Source organism: Pseudomonas sp. URMO17WK12:I12 (assembly GCF_000514395.1).
Lineage (GTDB): Bacteria > Pseudomonadota > Gammaproteobacteria > Pseudomonadales > Pseudomonadaceae > Aquipseudomonas > Aquipseudomonas mucoides.
The window spans coordinates 81,923-102,338 of record NZ_AZVV01000012.1 but is presented as its reverse complement, the minus strand read 5'-3'; the positions used below and the strand labels follow the sequence as shown (position 1 = coordinate 102,338).

The window sequence follows — 20,416 nt, the reverse complement described above, 5'->3', positions numbered from 1 at the left end:
GCATGATATTCACCGGCCTAACTTACTACATTACCTACGGCTCTGGCAGGCGCCGTCTGTAACCCTTTGTGAAACACTTTCTACACAATATTCGCTAATGCTCACGGGGCGAAATACGAAAAACCTATCGCCCCGCCAAAAAACCTCGTTTTACTCACTCCGCCCGCGGTAACCCCAAGCCAGCATGTATTGCTCGCGGGAACTGCCTCGAGACGAGTCTGGCTTGATCATCTGGATCTTGTCGAATTTCCGACGAGTATCCTTCAGGTAAACATCAAACCCTTCGCCTTGAAAAATCTTGATCACGAAATTACCACCCGGCTTGAGTATCCGTTCCGCCAAATCAAGCGCCAGCTCGCAAAGGAACATGGCTTTTGGCATGTCCACTTCAGGCGTACCACTCATATTGGGGGCCATATCGGAAATCACAAGGTCCACCTGCGAATTACCCACGGCTTCAAGGATCCGCGCGAGCACTTCGTCCTCGGTGAAGTCACCCTGGATGAAAGTCACGTCCGGAATGCTGTCCATCTCCAGAATGTCCGAGGCGATCAGACGCCCCTCACCACCGATCAGACGGCTAGTCACCTGCGACCACCCCCCGGGCGCTGCACCCAGGTCGACCACGCTCATGCCGGGACGGATCAGCTTGTATTTCTCCTGGACCTCCAGAAGTTTGTAACTCGCACGCGAGCGGTAGCCATCCTTCTGCGCCTGCTTCACATAGGGATCGTTGACATGTCTTTTCAGCCAACCAAGGCTTGTCTTGGAACGCGCCATTGGGCACCTCGATGATAAGGGTCGTGATTAGTTGGGCGGATCCACGAGCCCTCGGGTAAAATGGCCGCCATTTTACAGAATCCAGACGAAAGGGTCAGATTATGCCGCTCACTCAAGAGCAGAAGAAACAGTACAAATCCATTGGCCACCATCTGAAACCAGTTTTGATTGTGGCTGACAACGGTTTGACTGAAGGTGTGTTAGCCGAACTTGAACGCGCTTTGGCGGATCACGAGCTGATTAAAATCAAGCTCAACATCCTCGATCGCGAATCGCGCCTGGCGTCCATTGCAGAACTCTGCAAGGTCGGCAAAGCGGATCTGGTTCAGGTCATCGGCAAGATGGCACTGATTTACCGCAAGAACTTCAGCGTCAACAAGCAGCTGTCGAACGTCCATCGCTTCAAGTGATGGCAAGGGTCAAGGGTGTGCTTCGCGCACCCTGCCACTCCATCCCGGCACCGGCTGCAACACCAGCACCAGCCCTGAAAACCCCAGAACCAGATAGCTGAACACCTGCCAACGCACCGCCTCCGGCCAACCAAAGCGCACCACGAAAAACATCGCGCACGCATACAGCGCCATCAGCAGCAGTTGCCCACGAATATCGCGCCACAGACTGGCAAGGCCATCGGCCTGTACCAGCACCAAAGCCTGAAAAATCACACACGCTGCGGCAAATCCCACCACCAGCGCATTCAGCATGCCTGCAATTTCGTCGATCAGCAGCGGCGCCAGACCTATTTGGCCCAGCGCCGGCACCAGACCGATGTGTAACAGCCACAAGCCGCCAACCCACAACATCTGAGTCAGCTGCCAAACCATGGCGCCCGCACGCAGCGGACGCAGGCTTTTAGATGTGGCGGACTTCGACAATCTCGTACTCGATCACGCCACTCGGCGTTTTCACGGCAACCACATCCCCCTCTTCCTTGGCAATCAAGGCGCGGGCCAGCGGTGAACCGACGGAAATCTTGCCGAGTTTGAAATCAGCCTCGTCCTCACCCACGATGTGGTAGGTGACGCTTTCATCAGTCTCGACGTTGGCGATTTCAACGGTCGTGCCGAAAATCACTTTGCCAGTGTGAGGAATGGTCGTGACGTCAATGATGACCTGATTCTGAATCCGGCCTTCGATGTCACGAATCCGCGCCTCAACCATCCCTTGCTGCTCACGAGCAGCGTGGTATTCGGCGTTTTCCTTCAAGTCACCCAACTCGCGGGCCGTGCCGATGTCCTGGCTGAGCTTCGGACGAACGACCTTGGTCAGGTGAGCGTGTTCTTCTTCCAGGGCTTTCGCGCCCTGGACGGTCATTGGGTATTTGATCATGCCTTCAATCCTGCGTGTAGATCCTGCAAGCGGCGCACGGTCTTCTCGGGACCGAACTTCAGCGCTTCGCAAATGGCTTCGCCAGCAGCAATAGTCGTGGTGCAGTAGATCTTGTGCTGCAGGGCATTACGACGAATGGAGTACGAGTCGGCAATCGACTGGCGACCCTCGGTGGTGTTGATGATCAGGGTGACTTCGTCATTCTTGATCATGTCGACCACGTGCGGACGACCTTCGGTCACCTTGTTCACACGGCGCACTTTCAGGCCTGCGGCTTCGATCAGCTTGGCAGTACCGGCAGTGGCGACCACTTCGAAACCCAAGTTGATCAGATCACGAGCGACGCCTGCAACCAGTGGCTTGTCGTCGTCGCGAACGCTGATGAACGCGGTACCGCCAGTCGGCAGCACTTCGCTGGCGCCCATCTGGGCCTTGGCGAATGCTTCACCGAAGGTGTCGCCCACGCCCATCACTTCACCAGTGGACTTCATCTCTGGGCCCAGGATCGGGTCCACACCAGGGAATTTGGCGAATGGGAATACCGCCTCTTTCACGCTGTAGAAGTTCGGGATGATTTCTTTGGTGAAACCGATTTCCTTCAGGGTTTTACCGGCCATGACGCGAGCCGCGATCATTGCCAGGGAAACACCAATGCACTTCGATACGAACGGTACGGTACGGGAAGCACGCGGGTTGACTTCGATGACGTAGATGTCTTCGCCTTGCAGCGCCAACTGAACGTTCATCAGGCCGACCACGCCCAGTTCCAGGGCCATTTTCTTGACCTGTTCGCGCATCTCGTCCTGGATGTGGCCAGGCAGCGAGTACGGCGGCAGGGAGCACGCGGAGTCACCGGAGTGAACGCCTGCCTGCTCGATGTGTTGCATGATCGCGCCGATCACCACGTCAGTGCCGTCGCAGACCGCATCCACGTCCATTTCGATGGCGCAGTTGAGGAAGTGGTCGAGCAGCACAGGGCTGTCGTTCGACACTTTCACCGCGTCACGCAGGTAACGCTTCAGCTCTTCTTCTTCGTAAACGATTTCCATCGCACGACCGCCCAGTACATAGGACGGACGAACCACCAGCGGATAGCCGATCTTGGCAGCAGCACGAATCGCTTCGTCTTCGCTGCGCACGGTGGCGTTTGGCGGCTGACGCAGGTTCAGGCGCTCGACCATTTGCTGGAAACGCTCACGATCTTCGGCACGGTCGATGGCGTCAGGGCTGGTGCCGATGATTGGCACGCCGGCTTCTTCCAGAGCGCGAGCCAGTTTCAACGGAGTCTGGCCGCCGTATTGGACGATCACGCCTTTGGGCTTCTCGACTCGGCAGATTTCCAGCACGTCTTCCAGGGTCACTGGCTCGAAGTACAGGCGATCGGAGGTGTCGTAATCAGTGGATACGGTTTCCGGGTTGCAGTTGACCATGATGGTCTCGTAACCGTCTTCGCGCAGAGCCAATGCCGCGTGTACGCAGCAGTAGTCGAACTCGATACCCTGGCCGATACGGTTTGGACCGCCGCCGAGGATCATGATCTTGTCGCGGCCCGATGGCGCGGCTTCGCACTCTTCCTCGTAAGTCGAGTACATGTAGGCGGTGTCGGTGGCGAACTCGGCCGCGCAGGTGTCAACGCGCTTGTAGACCGGGTAAACCTCGAGCTTGTGACGGTGGCGACGCAACGCCTTCTCGGTCACGCCCAGCAGCTTGGCCAGACGCATGTCGGAGAAGCCTTTGCGCTTGAGGCGGAACATCACGTCGCGGTCGATGCTGGCCAGACCCAGGGTCTTGACCTTCTCTTCTTCCTTGATCAGATCTTCGATCTGCACCAGGAACCACGGGTCGATCATGTTCATGCCGAAGATGTCTTCGACCGACAGACCGGCGCGGAAGGCATCAGCCACGTACCAGATACGCTCGGCGCCCGGCACGGTCAGTTCGCGCTTGAGCACGCTCATGCTTTCCGGGTTGCTCAGGTCGAGCTTCTCGTCCAGGCCGCAAACGCCCACTTCCAGACCGCGAAGGGCTTTCTGCAGGGATTCCTGGAAGGTCCGGCCGATGGCCATGACTTCACCGACCGACTTCATTTGAGTGGTCAGGCGTGCGTCGGCTTTCGGGAATTTCTCGAAGGCGAAACGTGGCAGCTTGGTCACAACGTAGTCGATGGACGGCTCGAAGGACGCAGGCGTAGCGCCGCCGGTGATTTCGTTCGACAGTTCGTCGAGGGTGTAGCCGATCGCCAGCTTGGCAGCGATACGCGCAATCGGGAAACCAGTGGCTTTCGAGGCCAGCGCTGAAGAGCGGGAAACACGCGGGTTCATCTCGATCACGACCATACGGCCAGTGTCCGGGCAGATGCCGAACTGAACGTTAGAGCCGCCGGTTTCCACGCCGATCTCACGCAGTACCGCCAACGAGGCGTTACGCATGATCTGGTATTCCTTGTCCGTCAAGGTCTGTGCTGGCGCAACAGTGATCGAGTCACCAGTGTGCACGCCCATCGGGTCAAAGTTTTCGATGGAGCAGACGATGATGCAGTTGTCCTTCTTATCGCGGACAACCTCCATCTCGTACTCTTTCCAGCCGATCAGGGATTCGTCGATCAGCAGCTCTTTGGTTGGCGACAGGTCCAGACCACGGGCGCAGATTTCTTCGAATTCTTCACGGTTGTAAGCAATACCGCCACCGGTGCCACCCATGGTGAAGGACGGACGGATGATGCACGGGAAGCCCAGGCGTTCGAGAACGGCGTTGGCTTCTTCCATGCTGTGGGCGATACCCGAACGCGGGCAGTCCAGGCCGATGGATTTCATCGCCTTGTCGAAGCGCGAACGGTCTTCAGCCTTGTCGATGGTGTCCGCATTGGCGCCGATCATCTCTACGCCGAACTTCTCCAGAACGCCTTCGCGCTCCAGGTCCAGTGCACAGTTCAGAGCGGTCTGGCCACCCATGGTTGGCAGCAGCGCGTCCGGACGCTCTTTCTCGATGATCTTGGCAACGGTCTGCCATTTGATCGGCTCGATGTAGGTGGCGTCGGCCATGTCCGGGTCGGTCATGATGGTCGCCGGGTTGGAGTTCACCAGGATGACGCGGTAACCCTCTTCGCGCAGGGCTTTACAGGCCTGGGCGCCGGAGTAGTCGAATTCGCAGGCCTGGCCGATAACGATCGGGCCAGCGCCGAGAATCAGGATGCTTTTAATGTCTGTACGTTTTGGCATGGGTTTGTCACTCAAATCCGCAGGTCAGTCGGCAAGCCGTCTTGTTCAATCTTTGAAGCCTTGAGGGGGCCGCCGGTGTCGGGACCGCCCTCAAACCTTGCACCATCAAGGCGAGCGATCAGCGTCGCTTGGCCATCTCGTTGATGAAGCGATCGAACAATGGCGCTACGTCGTTCGGGCCAGGGCTGGCTTCCGGGTGACCCTGGAAGCTGAAGGCGCTCTTGTCAGTACGCTCGATGCCTTGCAGGGTGCCGTCGAACAGCGATTTGTGGGTCGCGCGAACGTTGGCCGGCAGGGTCGCTTCGTCTACGGCAAAACCGTGGTTCTGGCTGGTGATCATCACCACACCGCTGTCCAGATCCTGGACCGGGTGGTTGGCACCGTGGTGGCCATGGCCCATTTTCAGGGTCTTGGCGCCGGAGGCCAGAGCCAGCAGTTGGTGACCGAGGCAGATGCCGAACACCGGGATCTCGGTTTCGAGCACGTCCTTGATCGCCTGGATCGCGTAGTCGCATGGCTCCGGATCACCAGGGCCGTTGGACAGGAACACGCCGTCCGGCTTCATTGCCAGCACATCGGCAGCAGGCGTTTGTGCAGGTACCACGGTCACGCGGCAACCGCGCGCGACCAGCATGCGCAGGATGTTCAGCTTGACGCCGTAGTCGTAGGCGACCACGTGGTACGGCAGCTCGGCAGCGTCGATGGTTGCGTGGCTGTCGGTTTTCAGATCCCAGACAGTCGAGCGCCATTCGTACTGCTCTTTGGTGCTGACGACTTTTGCCAGGTCCATGCCTTTCAGGCCAGGGAAACCCTGTGCGGCGGCGATGGCGGCGGCTTCAGAAATGTTGTCACCGGCCATGATGCAGCCGTTCTGTGCGCCTTTCTCACGCAGAATGCGCGTCAGACGGCGGGTGTCGATACCGGCGATAGCCACAACGTTGTTGGCTTTCAGGTAGTCAGACAGGGACATCGTGTTACGCCAGTTGCTCGCAACCAGTGGCAGGTCACGAATGACCAGGCCAGCAGACCAGACGCGGTCAGACTCGGCATCTTCCGGCGTGGTGCCGGTGTTGCCGATGTGCGGGTAGGTCAGGGTAACGATCTGTTGGGCGTAGGAAGGATCGGTAAGGATTTCCTGATAGCCGGTCATTGCGGTGTTAAACACCACCTCACCAACGGTTTGACCGTCGGCTCCAATGGCTTCGCCGCGAAAAATGCTGCCATCAGCAAGGGCGAGTATGGCTGGCTTAGTCAAGAAGACCTCCCGTAAATAAAGCCTGAAAGGGCGATCGCAGGTTGTAAAAAAGCGGAGTGACGTATGGACACGTCACCCCGCTTCTTCACCGAATAATTCTGCGCGCTTTTAGTGGACACACTAAAGCTGTAGCTTACAGAAAAAGGCCTTTTTGGTCTACCGCCAATGAGCCCGAAAGGCTGGAGAATGCGACAGGACGTCGCTTGGCAGTGTAAAACCGGGCTCAAACGCTGGGTCTGAGCCCGATTTCGGGTGCATCTTAACGCAAATCAAGCACGTCTTGCATGTCGTAAAGACCCGGCTCACGACCATCGAGCCACAACGCAGCCCGCACCGCCCCCTTGGCGAAGGTCATGCGGCTGGACGCTTTATGGGTGATTTCCAGACGCTCACCTTCGCAGGCGAACAGCACCGTGTGATCACCGACCACATCACCGCCACGAACCGTGGCAAAGCCGATCGTTTCACGCTCACGCGCGCCGGTATGCCCTTCGCGACCATAGACCGCAACCTTCTGCAGATCACGATCCAGGGCACTGGCAATCACTTCACCCATGCGCAACGCGGTGCCTGAAGGCGCATCAATCTTGTGCCGGTGATGCGCTTCGATGATTTCGATGTCCGCGTCATCACCCAGCACGCGCGCCGCCATGTCGAGCAACTTCAGCGACAGGTTGACACCGACACTGAAATTGGCCGCGAACACGATAGGAATGTCTTTGCCCGCTTCGGCCAGCAACTGCTTCTGCGCAGCCTCCAGCCCCGTCGTGCCGATGACCATGGCTTTGCCGGCCTTGCGGCAGAACGCGAGGTTTTTCAGCATGACTTCCGGCAGCGTAAAGTCGATCAACACATCGAACTCATCAGCGACCGACTCCAGATTGCCGGACAACGGCACGCCGATGCGGCCCAGCGAGGCCAGCTCGCCGGCATCCACACCAATCAGTGTGCTGCCGGGGCGCACGATGGCCGCCGTCAGACCGGTCAGCGGCGCGCGCTGCTGCACGGCCTCGACCAGAATCTTGCCCATGCGCCCGGCAGCGCCCATCACAGCTATACGTCGCATGCCGACTCCTTACAAATCGCCGAAGAAGCGCTTCACGCCTTCAAACCAACCGGTGGTTTTCGGCGAATGGCTGTTGTCGTCCGCCAAAGAGCTGCGGAATTCTTCCAGCAGTTCACGCTGACGACGACCCAGGTTGACCGGGGTTTCAACCGCCACGCGGCACATCAGGTCACCGGCACCGCCGCCACGCACTGGCGCAACGCCTTTGCCGCGAACGCGGAACTGCTTGCCGGTCTGGGTCCCCTCAGGGATTTTCAGTTTGACTCGACCATCAAGGGTCGGAATCTCCAGCTCGCCGCCCAACGCCGCATCGACAAAACTGATCGGCACTTCGCAGAACAGGTGCTTGCCGTCACGCTGGAAGATCGCGTGCTCGCGCACATTGATCACCACGTACAGGTCGCCCGTCGGGCCACCCTGAGCGCCCGCCTCGCCTTCGCCGGACAGGCGAATGCGGTCACCGGTATCGACACCGGCCGGCACTTTGACGGAAAGGGTTTTGTACTCTTCGACGCGGCCTTCGCCGTTGCAGGAGTTGCACGGGTCGGAAATGATCTTGCCTTGGCCATGGCAACGCGGGCAGGTTTGCTGCACCGAGAAGAAGCCTTGCTGCATACGGACCTGGCCGATACCGCCGCACGTCGGGCAAGTGACTGGCGAGGAGCCTTTCTTGGCACCCGAACCCTCGCACGGCTTGCAGTTAACCAGCGTCGGAACACGGATATTCACGGTGGTACCGCGCACCGCTTCTTCCAGGTTCAGTTCCAGGGTGTAACGCAGGTCGCTGCCGCGCTGGGCGCCGCCACGGGAACCGCCGCGACCACCACCGAAGAAGTCACTGAAGACATCGCCAAAGATGTCGGAGAAGTTCTGACCGCCAAAACCGGCACCGCCGCCGCCCATGCTTGGGTCGACACCGGCATGACCGTATTGGTCGTAGGCCGCGCGCTTGCTGGAGTCGGACAGTACTTCGTAGGCCTCGTTGGCCTCCTTGAACATCTCTTCCGACGTTTTGTCATCGGGATTACGGTCCGGGTGATGCTTCATCGCCAGGCGGCGGTAGGCCTTCTTCAGGTCTGCTTCGCTTGAGCCACGCTCAACACCCAATACTTCGTAATAGTCACGCTTTGCCATATGTCTTTGCACTCTTGAGGACGTTCGGCAAACCTCTCCTGAGCCTTGCCAAACTCGTTGAGCCCCAATACAGGCCCGGACCCAACTCACGTCAATTCAACGATCCTGGTCTTTGATTCATTGCGGTACTTTCGGCTCGAAAAGCAGGAGCATTCCCGGCCATACCAACAACACACGAGCGTTGTCGCATGCTGTAAAAATTCGCGTATTCCAGACACGCCAACGCGGGAGCAAGCTCCCGCGCGGCGACATCCTACCAGTCACCGCCTAAAGGCAGTCAACCGGGCGACCAACAACTTACTTGTGGTCTTTGACTTCTTCGAACTCGGCATCGACAACGTCGTCAGCCTTTTCAGCTTTTTCGTCTTGCGGTGCCGCGCCTTCAGCAGGCTGGGCCTGTTCGGCGTACATCTTCTGCGCCACTGGAGCAGAGACTTTCGACAGCTCTTCAACTTTGGCTTCAATTGCAGCTTTGTCGTCGCCTTTGACGGCGGCTTCCAGAGCAACAACAGCGGCTTCGATTGCAGTCTTCTCTTCGGCAGTCACTTTATCGCCAGCGTCAGCGACCATTTTGCGCGTCGAGTGAACCAGTGCATCGCCCTGGTTGCGAGCGGTCGCCAGCTCTTCGAACTGACGGTCTGCGTCGGCGTTGGTTTCAGCATCGCGAATCATCTGCTGAATTTCTTCCTCGGACAGACCGGAGTTGGCCTTGATCACGATCGACTGAGTCTTGCCGGTGGCCTTGTCTTTGGCGCCTACGTGCAGAATGCCGTTGGCGTCGATGTCGAAGGTCACTTCAATTTGTGGCACGCCACGTGGTGCTGGCGGAATCTCGGCCAGGTCGAACTTGCCCAAGGACTTGTTCTGGGCCGCTTGCTTACGCTCACCTTGCAGCACGTGAATGGTCACAGCGCCCTGGTTGTCATCGGCAGTCGAGAATACTTGCGATTTCTTGGTAGGAATCGTGGTGTTTTTCTCGATCAGCGCGGTCATCACGCCACCCATGGTTTCGATACCCAGGGTCAGCGGGCTAACGTCCAGCAGCAGAACGTCTTTAACGTCGCCAGCCAATACCGCGCCCTGGATAGCAGCACCCATGGCCACCGCTTCGTCCGGGTTCACGTCTTTACGAGCTTCTTTACCGAAGAACTCGGTTACCAGCTTCTGAACCAGTGGCATACGGGTCTGACCGCCGACCAGGATCACGTCGTTGATCGCGCCAACGTCAATACCGGAGTCTTTCAGCGCGATGCGGCAAGGTTCGATGGTGCGCTGAACCAGGTCTTCAACCAGTGCTTCCAACTTGGCGCGAGAAATCTTCACGTTCAAGTGCTTCGGACCGGTGGCGTCTGCAGTGATGTACGGCAGGTTCACGTCGGTCGACAGCGCGGAGGACAGCTCGATCTTGGCTTTTTCAGCGGCTTCTTTCAGGCGCTGCATCGCCAGCGGGTCACCTTTGAGGTTCATGCCGCTTTCTTTCTTGAATTCGTCGACGAGGTAGTCGATCAGACGAATGTCAAAGTCTTCACCACCCAGGAACGTGTCGCCGTTGGTGGCCAATACTTCGAACTGGTGCTCGCCATCAACTTCAGCGATCTCGATCACGGAAACGTCGAAAGTACCGCCGCCCAAGTCGTAAACGATCACGGTGTGATCGCCTTTCGCCTTGTCCATACCGTAAGCCAGAGCGGCTGCGGTGGGTTCGTTGATGATACGTTTTACGTCCAGGCCCGCGATGCGGCCGGCGTCTTTGGTGGCTTGACGCTGGCTGTCGTTGAAGTAGGCCGGAACGGTGATCACCGCTTCAGTCACTGGCTCGCCGAGGTAGTCTTCGGCGGTCTTCTTCATTTTCTTCAGAATTTCAGCCGAGATTTGTGGCGGCGACATTTTCTGGCCGTTCACTTCTACCCACGCGTCGCCGTTGTCGGCCTTGGCGATTTTGTACGGGACCATCTTAATGTCTTTCTGTACGACTTCTTCGTCGAACTTACGACCGATCAGACGCTTCACCGCATACAGGGTGTTATGCGGATTGGTCACAGCCTGACGCTTGGCCGATTGGCCAACCAGAATTTCGCCATCGTTGGCGTAAGCGATGATCGACGGCGTAGTACGCGCGCCTTCAGCGTTTTCAATAACTTTGGCTACGCCGTTTTCCAGCACGGAGACGCAGGAGTTGGTAGTCCCCAGGTCGATACCGATAATTTTGCCCATGTTCACTCTCCCGAAACTTTGGATTTGGATGCCGCAGCAGTGGTGGCTAACTGCGGTAGCACTTAAACGCTTGACTTATAAATGGGGGCCTTGCGGCCAATTTCAAGCCTGCTCGTCAATCGAAGGCGAAACTGGTGCCGGGGCTTTGCTGACCACGACCATGGCCGGGCGCAGCAGGCGACCATTGAGCTGATAGCCCTTCTGGAACACCTTGAGCACGCTATTTGGCTCGACATCAGCGCTTTCCTGCATGGCCATGGCCTGATGCTGAACAGCGTTGAACGGTTCGCCATGCGGATCGATCGCTTCCAGCTGATAGCGTTTCAGGGTGTCCTGGAACATTTTCAGGGTCAGCTCGATGCCTTCGCGCATTGGGCGGATGCTTTCGTCGTCCGGGTTGGACAACTCCAGACCACGCTCCAGGCTGTCGATGATCGGCAGCAAATCGCCTGCAAACTTTTCGAGGGCGAATTTGTGCGCTTTTTCTACATCCTGCTCTGCGCGACGGCGGACGTTCTGCAGATCGGCGGCAACACGCAAAGCCTGATCCTGCGCGCCTGCCAGTTGCTCTTCGAGCACTTGTACACGAGCCGCCAGGTCATCACCCGAAGCCGCGGAGCCCTGGTTGGCGTCTTGATTCTGCGTATCCACTGTCTGTTCGTCAGCCATAGATTTCTCCTTTCAATATCGTCCGTGAGCTCAACTCACGCTTCTGTCCCGGTATATGGGGCCGCAAAAATCAGCTTCAAGGGGCTCGTTGCGATTAACCCTACAAAAAGCGCTGCATTGCAATTACCCGACGCACCACGCATTTCGTCAGACCGAGCAAATCGAGCTAAGCGAGGGCATTGTCAGGCGCAAATAAAACACTGTATAAATAACCAGACCTAAAGCCTGGGAGCGGCCTTTATGCTGGTGCACCTGTCCGTACATAACTACGCCATCGTTGAACACCTCGATCTCGAACTCGATCGCGGGATGAGCGTGATCACCGGGGAAACCGGTGCCGGCAAGTCGATCATGCTCGACGCCCTGGGCCTGACCCTGGGTGATCGCGCCGACAGTGGAGTAGTCCGCCCCGGCGCAGACAAGGCCGACATCCTGGCGACCTTCGACCTGGTCGATATCCCGGAAGCCAGCGCCTGGCTCGCCGAGCGCGACCTTGAAAGCGATGGCCCGTGCATCCTGCGCCGGGTGATCACCGCCGAAGGCCGCTCCCGTGGCTATATCAACGGCACGCCCTGCCCGCTCGGCGACCTCAAGGCCCTGGGCGAGCTGCTGATCGATATCCACAGCCAGCATGAGCACCAATCGCTGCTCAAGACCGACACCCATCGCCGACTGCTCGATGAATACGCCGGGGCCACGGACCTTGCACGCCAAGTGCAGTTGGCCGCTCAACGGTGGCGCCAGACCCGCCAGGAACTGGAGCGCCTTTCCAACTCCGGCGACGAGCAACGCGCCCGCCATCAATTGCTCAGCTATCAGCTTGAAGAGCTGGAGAACCTTGGGCTCGGCGAAAACGAGCTGGAACAACTTGAGCAGGAACACAAGAACCTGACCAACGCCGAAACCCTGCTGGGCATCTGCCGGCAAGTGGTCGAGCAGTGCAGCGAAAGTGATTCTGGCAATGTCCTCAATGCCCTCACCGCAAGCCTCAATCGCCTCTCAAGCGTCAACAACTCGATCGGCGCCTTGGGCGAGGCCAGCAGCCTGCTGACCAGCGCACAGATTCAGGTAGAAGAAGCGGTAGGCGAACTGAACCGCTTCCTCGACAACTTCGACGCCGACCCGGCGCGCCTGCAATACCTGGAAGAACGCCTCGATGCGATCTACACCATGGCGCGCAAACACCGCATCCAGCCGACTGAGGTCGCGGAGATGCAGCAGCGACTGCTGGATGAAATCGAAACCCTGAATGCCAACGATGAATCCATCGAACGGCTGAGCGATGAACTGGCCTCTTATGCCCGTCATTATCAGGAGAAAGCGCGCGAGCTGAGTGACTTGCGCCATCAAGCGTCGAGCAGCCTGGCCAGCGCCGTTGAGCTAGAGATCCAGCGACTGGGCATGCCCGGCGGTCGTTTCACCATCGAGTTGCGCCCCAACAGCAGTGATGAGCTGCTGCCCAATGGCCTCGAACAGGTCGAACTGCTGGTGAGCGCCAACCCCGGCCAGCCATTGAAAGCCTTGGCCAAAGTGGCTTCGGGCGGTGAGCTGTCGCGGATCAGCCTGGCGATTCAGGTGATCACCGCACAGACCTCTCGTGTCCCGACACTGGTATTCGACGAAGTAGACGTGGGCATTGGCGGCCCGACCGCCGAGATCGTAGGTCAGTTGTTACGGCGCCTCGGAGAGCGTGGGCAAGTGCTGACCGTCACTCACTTGCCGCAAGTAGCCGCTCAGGGTCACCAACATTTATTCGTGCACAAGGTACGGGGCGAAGAGGCGACCCACACCGCCGTCTCCAAGCTGAGCAAAAATGATCGCGTCGAAGAAGTGGCGCGGATGCTGGGCGGCATCGACCTGACCAAGGAATCCCTGGCCCACGCGAAAAAGATGGTCGTCACCGCAAAGATTTAAGATCGGCAGACAGCACGAAGGCGACCCTGGGGTCGCCTTCGTTCGTTTCGCGAATGTGAAATTCGCGCGACATGCTTACTTTTTCTTGCGTACGTACAGCACCAGATTGTGATCAACCATCTCGAAACCATACTTGTCGACGATGGCTTTCTGAAGGCGCTCGATTTCTTCGTCGAAGAATTCGATCACTTCGCTGGTCTCGACGTTGACCATATGGTCGTGATGCTTGCCGTCATCCAGTTCGAAGACCGCATGGCCTCCGTCGAAGTTGTGCCGCACCACAAGGCCAGCCGCCTCGAACTGAGTCAGTACACGGTAAACCGTGGCCAGACCGACGTCCTCACCAGCCTCCATCAGTGCCTTGTAAACATCTTCGGCACTCATGTGGCGCTGCTCGGCGGAATCGAGCATTTGCAGAATTTTGACCCGTGGAAGGGTCACTTTGAGGCCGGCTTTGCGTAGTTCGCTATTTTCAACCATGGTCAGCTTTCTCGCGATGCTGCTTCGCAGCTTCTCTTAATGCGGGTATGATCGGCGTTTACGTTGTCCCAGCCAAGATAGTGGAAGTCGCCCACCGATGCAAAACACCAAGCTCTTGCTAACCAGTTTCACCTTTGTGGGACTGCTCGCACTCGCCGGTTGTTCATTCCCCGGGGTTTACAAAATCGACATCCAGCAGGGCAATGTCGTCACGCAGGACATGATAGACCAGTTACGCCCGGGAATGACCCGCAAGCAAGTACGGTTTATCATGGGTAACCCTCTGCTGACCGACACGTTCCATGCCGATCGCTGGGATTATCTGTACAGCCTGCAACCGGGTGGCGGTGAACGCCAACAGGAACGCATCAGCGTTATCTTCAACCCAAATGACCAGCTTGTCAGCCTCTCTGGTGATTTCATGCCAGGCGTGAGCCGCGACGAAGCCATTCTCGGCAAGGACAGCGGCACGCAAGTCGCTGCACCAGCAGAAAACGCCGAGAAGCCAAAACCGGAAAAACCGGTCAAGCCAGGTTCGTTGCTGGACCAGATCCAGAAGGACGTCGACGGTGTAGAAACCGTTCCAGTCCCGACGCCAACACCGCTGGACACTTCGCCGCAATAATTTGCGACGCAATAAAAAACCCGGAATCTCCGGGTTTTTTATTGCCTGGCGTTTAGTGAATCACTGATTCCGCGCTTTGGCCTCGGCTGCCTTGGCGGCACGCAAGCGACGAACCTCCTTGGGATCCACCAGCAATGGCCGGTAAATCTCGATCCGATCACCCGCATGAACCGGATGCACATCGGGGTCGACAATGACCTTGCCGAATATACCCACCGGGCAAGTGCCCAGATCCAGCTCCGGAAACTGCGCACCTACCGCTGATTTGCGCAACGCCTCGCGCACCGACGCGCCGTCAGGCACAGCGACCGTCAGCAATACCTGACGATCAGCCGCGGCATACACCACTTCGACCTCAATCACCGACTCAACCATGAATCTGCTTGGCGCGCTGACAGAACGCGTCCACCAGCGTGTTGGCCGCCTGATTGAACAACGGCCCCAACGTCGCGCGAACAATCGGTCCGGCATAGTCGAACGACAGATCCAGACTGATTTTGCAGGCCTTATCCGTCAGCGGCTTGAACACCCAGATACCGTGCAACTGAGTGAAAGGCCCCTCTTCAAGGTTCATCTCGATCGACTGCCCGGGCACCAACGTGTTCCGAGTAACGAAATGCTGGCTCAAACCGCCTTTGGCCACCCCGACGCTGGCGCGCATGTGCTCCGGCGAGCTTTCCAGGACTTCGGCTGCCGAACACCACGGCAAAAACTCGGGATAACGCGCTACGTCGTTGACCAGGTCATACAGCGCCTGCGCCGGGTACGGCAGCAGGGCCGAGCGTTGAATATGCGTCGTCATGTCAGCGTCACTTCCACAGCTGGGCGGCAAACACTACAAGAATGCCGATGGGCGCCACATAGCGCATCAAGAACAGGGACAGGCCAAACAGTATCGGGCTGCGGATCGACAACTCGTCGCGCACCGCTTCACGCCCCATGATCCAGCCTGCAAACACCACGAAACACAAACCGCCGAGTGGCAACATGATCCGCGAGGTGAAAAAGTCGATCACACCAAAGAAGTCCAGGCCGCCGGCCGCGCCCCATTGGTAGAGGTGGAACATCCCGCCTTCGTTCACGAAAAACTTGGCTTGCTTCCAGATATTGAAGGAAAACACGGTGCCCAGACCAACGAACCAGCAGGTAAACGCCAGCCAGAACGTGACCCAGGCGCGGCTGACCTTGGTGCGTTCAACCAGATACGCGACCATCGGCTCGAGCAGCGAAATCGCCGAACTCCAGGCTGCAACCGCGACCAGCACGAAGAACACTACGCCCATCAACTGGCCAAACACTACGTTACCAAAGGCAAAAGGCAGGCTGACGAACATCAGACCAGGGCCTTCGCTCGGGTTCAGGCCCGCAGCGAACACAATCGGAAACAATGCCAGACCGGCCACCAGCGAAACGAACGTATCGAGCAGTGCCACGCCAACCACGGTGCCGGAAATCGACGAGTTCTTCGGCATATAAGCGCCGTAGATCATGATCGAACCAACGCCCACGCTCAGCGAGAAGAACGCATGGCCCATGGCGGGCAGCAAGCCGTCGAGGACTTTTTCCGGGTGGAAGTCGAACATGAAATGCACGCCCTCCATGAAATGCCCGGTGGTCATGCTGTAACCCAGCAGCACGATGATCATCACAAACAGCAGCGGCATCATGATCCGCAAGCTGCGCTCAAGCCCGGCGACCACGCCTTTGGCGATCACCACGGCAGACAGCAGCATGAAAATCGTGTGCCAAAGTGTCAGGCGCCACGGGTCGGCGATCACATTGCCGAAGTACGCGCCGACTTGGTCAGGCGTCACACCCTGGAAGTCACCACGGCCCATGTCGATGATGTAATCCAGCGACCAGCCGCCGACCACACTATAGAAAGACAGGATCAGCAACGCCGTGATCATCCCGGCGAAGGCGCCCCAGGACCACTTGCCCGAATGCCCCGCCTCCAGCGCCAGCACCTTCAAGGCATTGGCCGGACTTTGCCGGGCACGACGGCCGATCAGGGTTTCGGCCAGCATGACCGGTACGCCGATCAGCGCGATACAGGCCAGGAACATCAGCACGAAAGCGCCGCCGCCGTAGACGCCAACCATGTACGGGAATTTCCAGATACTACCCAGGCCCACGGCCGAACCGGTCGCGGCGAGTATGAAGACCCAGCGGCTAGCCCAACTGCCGTGGACAGAAACCTTGTCTGTCGACATCGTTATCACGCCCAACCGTTCAAAAAAGAGGCCGCATTGTCCGGGATTCAATCAACCTGCTCAAGCACGTAGCGATACCGTAGCCGACTTGCTTGCAACTCCCTATAATGCCGCCCCTATGGCTAAACAGAAGAAACACCCAACAGGGACCATCGCGCAAAACAAAAAGGCGCGACACGATTACTTCATCGAGCATAAGTTCGAGGCTGGTCTGGTCCTGGCCGGCTGGGAAGTAAAAAGTCTGCGGGCAAGCAAGCTGCAACTGGTCGACAGTTACGTGCTGCTCAAGGATGGCGAAGCCTGGCTGCTTGGCAGCCACATCACGCCGCTGATGACGGCCAGCACGCACGTCATCGCTGATCCGACCCGTACCCGCAAATTGCTGCTCAACCGCCGCGAGCTGGAAAAGCTGGCGGCCGCGGTGCAGCAAAAAGGCTATGCCTGCGTGTGCCTGTCCTGGTACTGGAGCAAGCACATGGTCAAGTGCGAGATCGCACTGGGCAAGGGCAAGAAGGAATACGACAAGCGTGATACCGAACGCGAACGCGACGCCGGTCGTGAACTGGCCCGTGCGGTGCGCAACAAGGGCAAGGAAGATTAACTTCCTACCCTGATCATTCCCACGCTCTGCGTGGGAATGATCGTTTGCTGACTACATCCCCTTGCGCCGCTCCGCCCGAGCCATGCGCTGCACTTCCTGACGCACCTCTTCCAGCACTTCCTGCACATACAAAATATGGCGACTGGAAACTTCCCGCGCCTGCTCCGCCCGCCCTTCGATAATCGCCATGTACAACTCCCGATGCTGCGTGATCAGCATGTCGCGGGTTTCCGTGCGCTGCTTGTACATGCCACCAATGTTGGTCACCACGTTGCGCTTGAGCAGGTCGAACAACCCGCGAATCGTGTGCAGCAGCACCGCGTTATGACTGGCTTCCGCAATGGCCAGGTGGAAACTGGCGTCCGCCGCGCCCTCTTCGGCCCGACTCACGTCGTCATGACGCGAATAACAGTCCTGGAGCACCTCAAACGCTGCCGTCAGCCGCTCGCGATCGACATCGGTGGCGCGCAAAGCCGCGTAATAAGCGCATGACGCTTCCAGGGTATGACGAAATTCCAGCAGATCGCGCTGCGCCTCGGGGTTGTTTTCCAGCAGATGCAGCAATGGATCGCTGAAGGTCGACCCCAGCGAATCGACGACATAATTGCCACCGCCCTGACGACTGACCAGCAAGCCCTTGGCTGCCAGTTTCTGAATCGCCTCGCGCAACGAAGGGCGCGACACGCCGAACTGCTCGGCCAGTGCACGTTCGGCCGGCAAGCGCTCACCGGACTTCAGCGTGCCTTCAAGGATCATCCCCTCGAGCCGCTCGACAATATCGTCAGACAAACGGCGCTGACGTATCTGATCAAACCCCATAACTCACTTCTCCACGATCCCGACCGCTCGCCGGGCTCTCTATTCTGGCCTATTGGCGCGGCGTCAGCACCTGCCAGGAAGACGCTCGATCAGGCCGGTCAGCGGCATTACACACGGCGTATTCGACAAAAGTTTTAGGGCGGCAAATTGACACACCGCACAGAAGGCTTTTACCCTAGCCAACAGCGATTGTAAATTGGTATTACCAATTAACCAAGAACGCTGCCCAGTGCCTGACCAACAACAATTAGGGGCCACCCCATATGCAAACCTGGCAACAGCTCTACACCCCGCTCGGCAGTCTCGGCATCTCCGCCCTCGCGGCCGTCATCCCCATCGTATTTTTCTTCCTGGCGTTGGCGGTGTTCCGCCTCAAAGGCCATGTGGCCGGCAGCATCACCTTGGCGTTGTCGATTGCCGTGGCGATCTTTGCCTTCCAGATGCCGGTCGACATGGCGTTCGCCGCCGCCGGTTATGGCTTCGCCTACGGTCTGTGGCCCATTGCCTGGATCATCGTGGCGGCTGTGTTCCTGTACAAACTGACGGTCAAGAGCGGTCAGTTCGAAGTGATCCGTAGCTCGGTACTGTCGATCACCGACGACCAGCGCTTGCAGGTGTTGCTGATCGGGTTCTGCTTCGGTGCATTCCTCGAAGGCGCTGCCGGTTTCGGTGCGCCGGTGGCGATTACCGCTGCCCTGCTCGTCGGCCTGGGCTTCAATCCGCTGTACGCGGCCGGCCTGTGCCTGATCGCCAACACTGCGCCCGTCGCATTCGGCGCCTTGGGGATCCCGATCATCGTGGCCGGGCAAGTGACCGGTATCGACGCGTTCAAGATCGGCGCCATGACCGGTCGCCAGCTGCCGCTGCTGTCGCTGTTCGTGCCGTTCTGGCTGGTGTTCATGATGGACGGCATGCGCGGCGTGAAGGAAACCTGGCCTGCCGCGCTGGTGGCCGGCTTGAGCTTCGCCATCACCCAATACTTCACATCCAACTTCATTGGCCCGGAACTGCCGGACATCACCTCGGCCCTGGTCAGCCTGATTTCCCTGACCCTGTTCCTGAAAGTCTGGCAGCCGAAACGCGCCGCCGGCCAACACATTGCCGGTGCCGTCTCGGCGTCCGTGGTGACCGCCAGCGTCGGTGGTTTCGGTCAACCGCGCACCACCGTGGCCTCGCCGTATAGCCTCGGTGAAATCTTCAAAGCCTGGTCGCCATTCCTGATCCTCACCGTACTCGTCACCATCTGGACCCTGAAGCCGTTCAAGGCGATGTTCGCGGCCGGTGGTTCGATGTACAGCTGGGTGTTCAACTTCGCCATCCCGCACCTGGATCAAATGGTGATCAAGGTGGCACCGATCGTGGCGGCCCCGACGGCCATCCCGGCAGTGTTCAAGCTCGACCCGATTTCCGCGACCGGCACGGCGATTTTCTTCTCTGCGCTGATCTCGATGCTGGTGCTGAAGATCAACTTCAAAACTGGTCTGACCACTTTTAAAGAGACCTTCTACGAACTGCGCTGGCCGATCCTGTCCATCGGCATGGTGCTGGCGTTCGCCTTCGTCACCAACTACTCCGGCATGTCGTCGACCATGGCGCTGGTGTTGGCAGCGACGGGCGCAGCGTTCCCGTTCTTCTCGCCGTTCCTCGGCTGGCTGGGCGTGTTCCTGACCGGCTCCGACACCTCGTCCAACGCCCTGTTCAGTTCGTTGCAAGCGACCACCGCACACCAGATCGGTGTCAGCGATGTGTTGCTGGTGGCGGCAAACACCAGCGGCGGCGTGACCGGCAAGATGATCTCGCCACAATCGATCGCCGTGGCCTGCGCCGCAACCGGCTTGGTGGGCAAGGAATCGGATCTGTTCCGCTTCACCCTCAAGCACAGCCTATTCTTTGCAACGATAGTCGGCTTGATCACCCTGGCTCAGGCCTATTGGTTCACCGGCATGCTGGTGCATTAAGTACTACAGGTTAAAACGCAAAAACCGACGCCGGACCACGATTCCGGCGTCAGCAATTCACAACCCGGTCTGCAAGGCTGCTGAAAGCTTCCCGCTCTATATTCAGCAGCCTCAGCGGACGGATAACCGGGACTCACCCGG

At 58.5% G+C, this 20,416-nt stretch carries 19 protein-coding genes; 5 read left to right on the top strand and 14 right to left on the bottom strand.

All coding sequences use genetic code 11. The features are described from left to right. Positions 1-150 precede the first annotated feature (150 nt). On the bottom strand, positions 151-780 hold the full coding sequence (rlmE, locus tag D882_RS0117700) for a 23S rRNA (uridine(2552)-2'-O)-methyltransferase RlmE (protein ID WP_027924458.1): 630 nt from the start codon (positions 778-780) through the stop codon (positions 151-153). 101 nt (positions 781-881) lie between these two features. Between rlmE and D882_RS0117695 the strand changes: the two genes are divergently transcribed. After that, positions 882-1,190 (top strand): YhbY family RNA-binding protein, encoded by a 309-nt coding sequence (locus tag D882_RS0117695; protein WP_007942889.1) that lies wholly within the window; start codon positions 882-884, stop codon positions 1,188-1,190. A 9-nt stretch (positions 1,191-1,199) separates the two neighbouring features. Here the strand turns inward: D882_RS0117695 and D882_RS0117690 are convergent, their stop codons facing one another. From D882_RS0117690 to grpE, 8 genes are all read right to left on the bottom strand, one after another. Continuing rightward, entirely contained in the window at positions 1,200-1,604 is a 405-nt protein-coding gene (locus tag D882_RS0117690; RefSeq protein ID WP_027924457.1) for a hypothetical protein, read from the bottom strand. 28 nt (positions 1,605-1,632) lie between these two features. After that, complete coding sequence (greA, locus tag D882_RS0117685; RefSeq protein WP_027924456.1) at positions 1,633-2,109, bottom strand: transcription elongation factor GreA; 477 nt, start codon at positions 2,107-2,109, stop codon at positions 1,633-1,635. Next, positions 2,106-5,327, bottom strand: a complete 3,222-nt coding sequence (gene carB / locus D882_RS0117680) for a carbamoyl-phosphate synthase large subunit (protein ID WP_027924455.1) — start codon at positions 5,325-5,327, stop codon at positions 2,106-2,108. The genes greA and carB overlap by 4 nt, the downstream gene beginning before the upstream one ends. Before the next feature lie 118 nt (positions 5,328-5,445). Then, positions 5,446-6,582, bottom strand: a complete 1,137-nt coding sequence (gene carA, locus D882_RS0117675) for a glutamine-hydrolyzing carbamoyl-phosphate synthase small subunit (protein ID WP_027924454.1) — start codon at positions 6,580-6,582, stop codon at positions 5,446-5,448. Between the two features lie 259 nt (positions 6,583-6,841). Further along, positions 6,842-7,648 carry a 4-hydroxy-tetrahydrodipicolinate reductase gene (gene dapB, locus D882_RS0117670; protein WP_027924453.1) on the bottom strand — a complete coding sequence of 269 codons (807 nt, stop codon included), beginning with the start codon at positions 7,646-7,648 and terminating at the stop codon, positions 6,842-6,844. 9 nt (positions 7,649-7,657) lie between these two features. Further along, positions 7,658-8,782 (bottom strand): molecular chaperone DnaJ, encoded by a 1,125-nt coding sequence (dnaJ, locus tag D882_RS0117665; RefSeq protein ID WP_027924452.1) that lies wholly within the window; start codon positions 8,780-8,782, stop codon positions 7,658-7,660. A 297-nt stretch (positions 8,783-9,079) separates the two neighbouring features. After that, positions 9,080-10,996, bottom strand: coding sequence for a molecular chaperone DnaK (gene dnaK / locus D882_RS0117660; RefSeq protein WP_027924451.1), 1,917 nt, complete (start codon positions 10,994-10,996; stop codon positions 9,080-9,082). Between the two features lie 102 nt (positions 10,997-11,098). After that, positions 11,099-11,665, bottom strand: coding sequence for a nucleotide exchange factor GrpE (gene grpE, locus D882_RS0117655; RefSeq protein WP_027924450.1), 567 nt, complete (start codon positions 11,663-11,665; stop codon positions 11,099-11,101). A 240-nt stretch (positions 11,666-11,905) separates the two neighbouring features. Between grpE and recN the strand changes: the two genes are divergently transcribed. After that, complete coding sequence (gene recN / locus D882_RS0117650) at positions 11,906-13,579, top strand: DNA repair protein RecN (RefSeq protein ID WP_027924449.1); 1,674 nt, start codon at positions 11,906-11,908, stop codon at positions 13,577-13,579. 75 nt (positions 13,580-13,654) lie between these two features. On the opposite strand, the gene fur is transcribed toward recN, so the two are convergent. Next, positions 13,655-14,059 carry a ferric iron uptake transcriptional regulator gene (gene fur, locus D882_RS0117645; protein ID WP_003197684.1) on the bottom strand — a complete coding sequence of 135 codons (405 nt, stop codon included), beginning with the start codon at positions 14,057-14,059 and terminating at the stop codon, positions 13,655-13,657. Between the two features lie 97 nt (positions 14,060-14,156). On the opposite strand from fur, the gene D882_RS0117640 reads away from it, so the two are divergent. Next, complete coding sequence (locus D882_RS0117640; RefSeq protein ID WP_027924448.1) at positions 14,157-14,684, top strand: outer membrane protein assembly factor BamE; 528 nt, start codon at positions 14,157-14,159, stop codon at positions 14,682-14,684. Between the two features lie 60 nt (positions 14,685-14,744). Here the strand turns inward: D882_RS0117640 and D882_RS0117635 are convergent, their stop codons facing one another. From D882_RS0117635 to D882_RS0117625, 3 genes are read right to left on the bottom strand one after another with little or no spacing between them, the layout of a single operon-like run. Continuing rightward, on the bottom strand, positions 14,745-15,059 hold the full coding sequence (locus tag D882_RS0117635) for an RnfH family protein (protein WP_027924447.1): 315 nt from the start codon (positions 15,057-15,059) through the stop codon (positions 14,745-14,747). Further along, the gene (locus D882_RS0117630) at positions 15,052-15,486 is read right to left on the bottom strand and encodes a type II toxin-antitoxin system RatA family toxin (RefSeq protein ID WP_027924446.1); all 435 of its coding nucleotides are present in this window, start codon (positions 15,484-15,486) and stop codon (positions 15,052-15,054) included. The genes D882_RS0117635 and D882_RS0117630 overlap by 8 nt, the downstream gene beginning before the upstream one ends. Positions 15,487-15,493: 7 nt before the next feature. Further along, positions 15,494-16,897: a sodium-dependent transporter gene (locus D882_RS0117625; RefSeq protein WP_027924445.1), complete on the bottom strand. Its 1,404-nt coding sequence runs from the start codon at positions 16,895-16,897 to the stop codon at positions 15,494-15,496. Between the two features lie 118 nt (positions 16,898-17,015). Between D882_RS0117625 and smpB the strand changes: the two genes are divergently transcribed. Next, positions 17,016-17,498, top strand: a complete 483-nt coding sequence (gene smpB, locus D882_RS0117620; protein WP_027924444.1) for an SsrA-binding protein SmpB — start codon at positions 17,016-17,018, stop codon at positions 17,496-17,498. Positions 17,499-17,549: 51 nt separating this feature from the next. Here the strand turns inward: smpB and D882_RS0117615 are convergent, their stop codons facing one another. Further along, positions 17,550-18,317, bottom strand: coding sequence for a GntR family transcriptional regulator (locus D882_RS0117615; protein WP_027924443.1), 768 nt, complete (start codon positions 18,315-18,317; stop codon positions 17,550-17,552). A gap of 263 nt (positions 18,318-18,580) precedes the next feature. On the opposite strand from D882_RS0117615, the gene D882_RS0117610 reads away from it, so the two are divergent. Beyond that, positions 18,581-20,275, top strand: a complete 1,695-nt coding sequence (locus tag D882_RS0117610) for a lactate permease LctP family transporter (RefSeq protein ID WP_027924442.1) — start codon at positions 18,581-18,583, stop codon at positions 20,273-20,275. Positions 20,276-20,416: the final 141 nt, after the last annotated feature.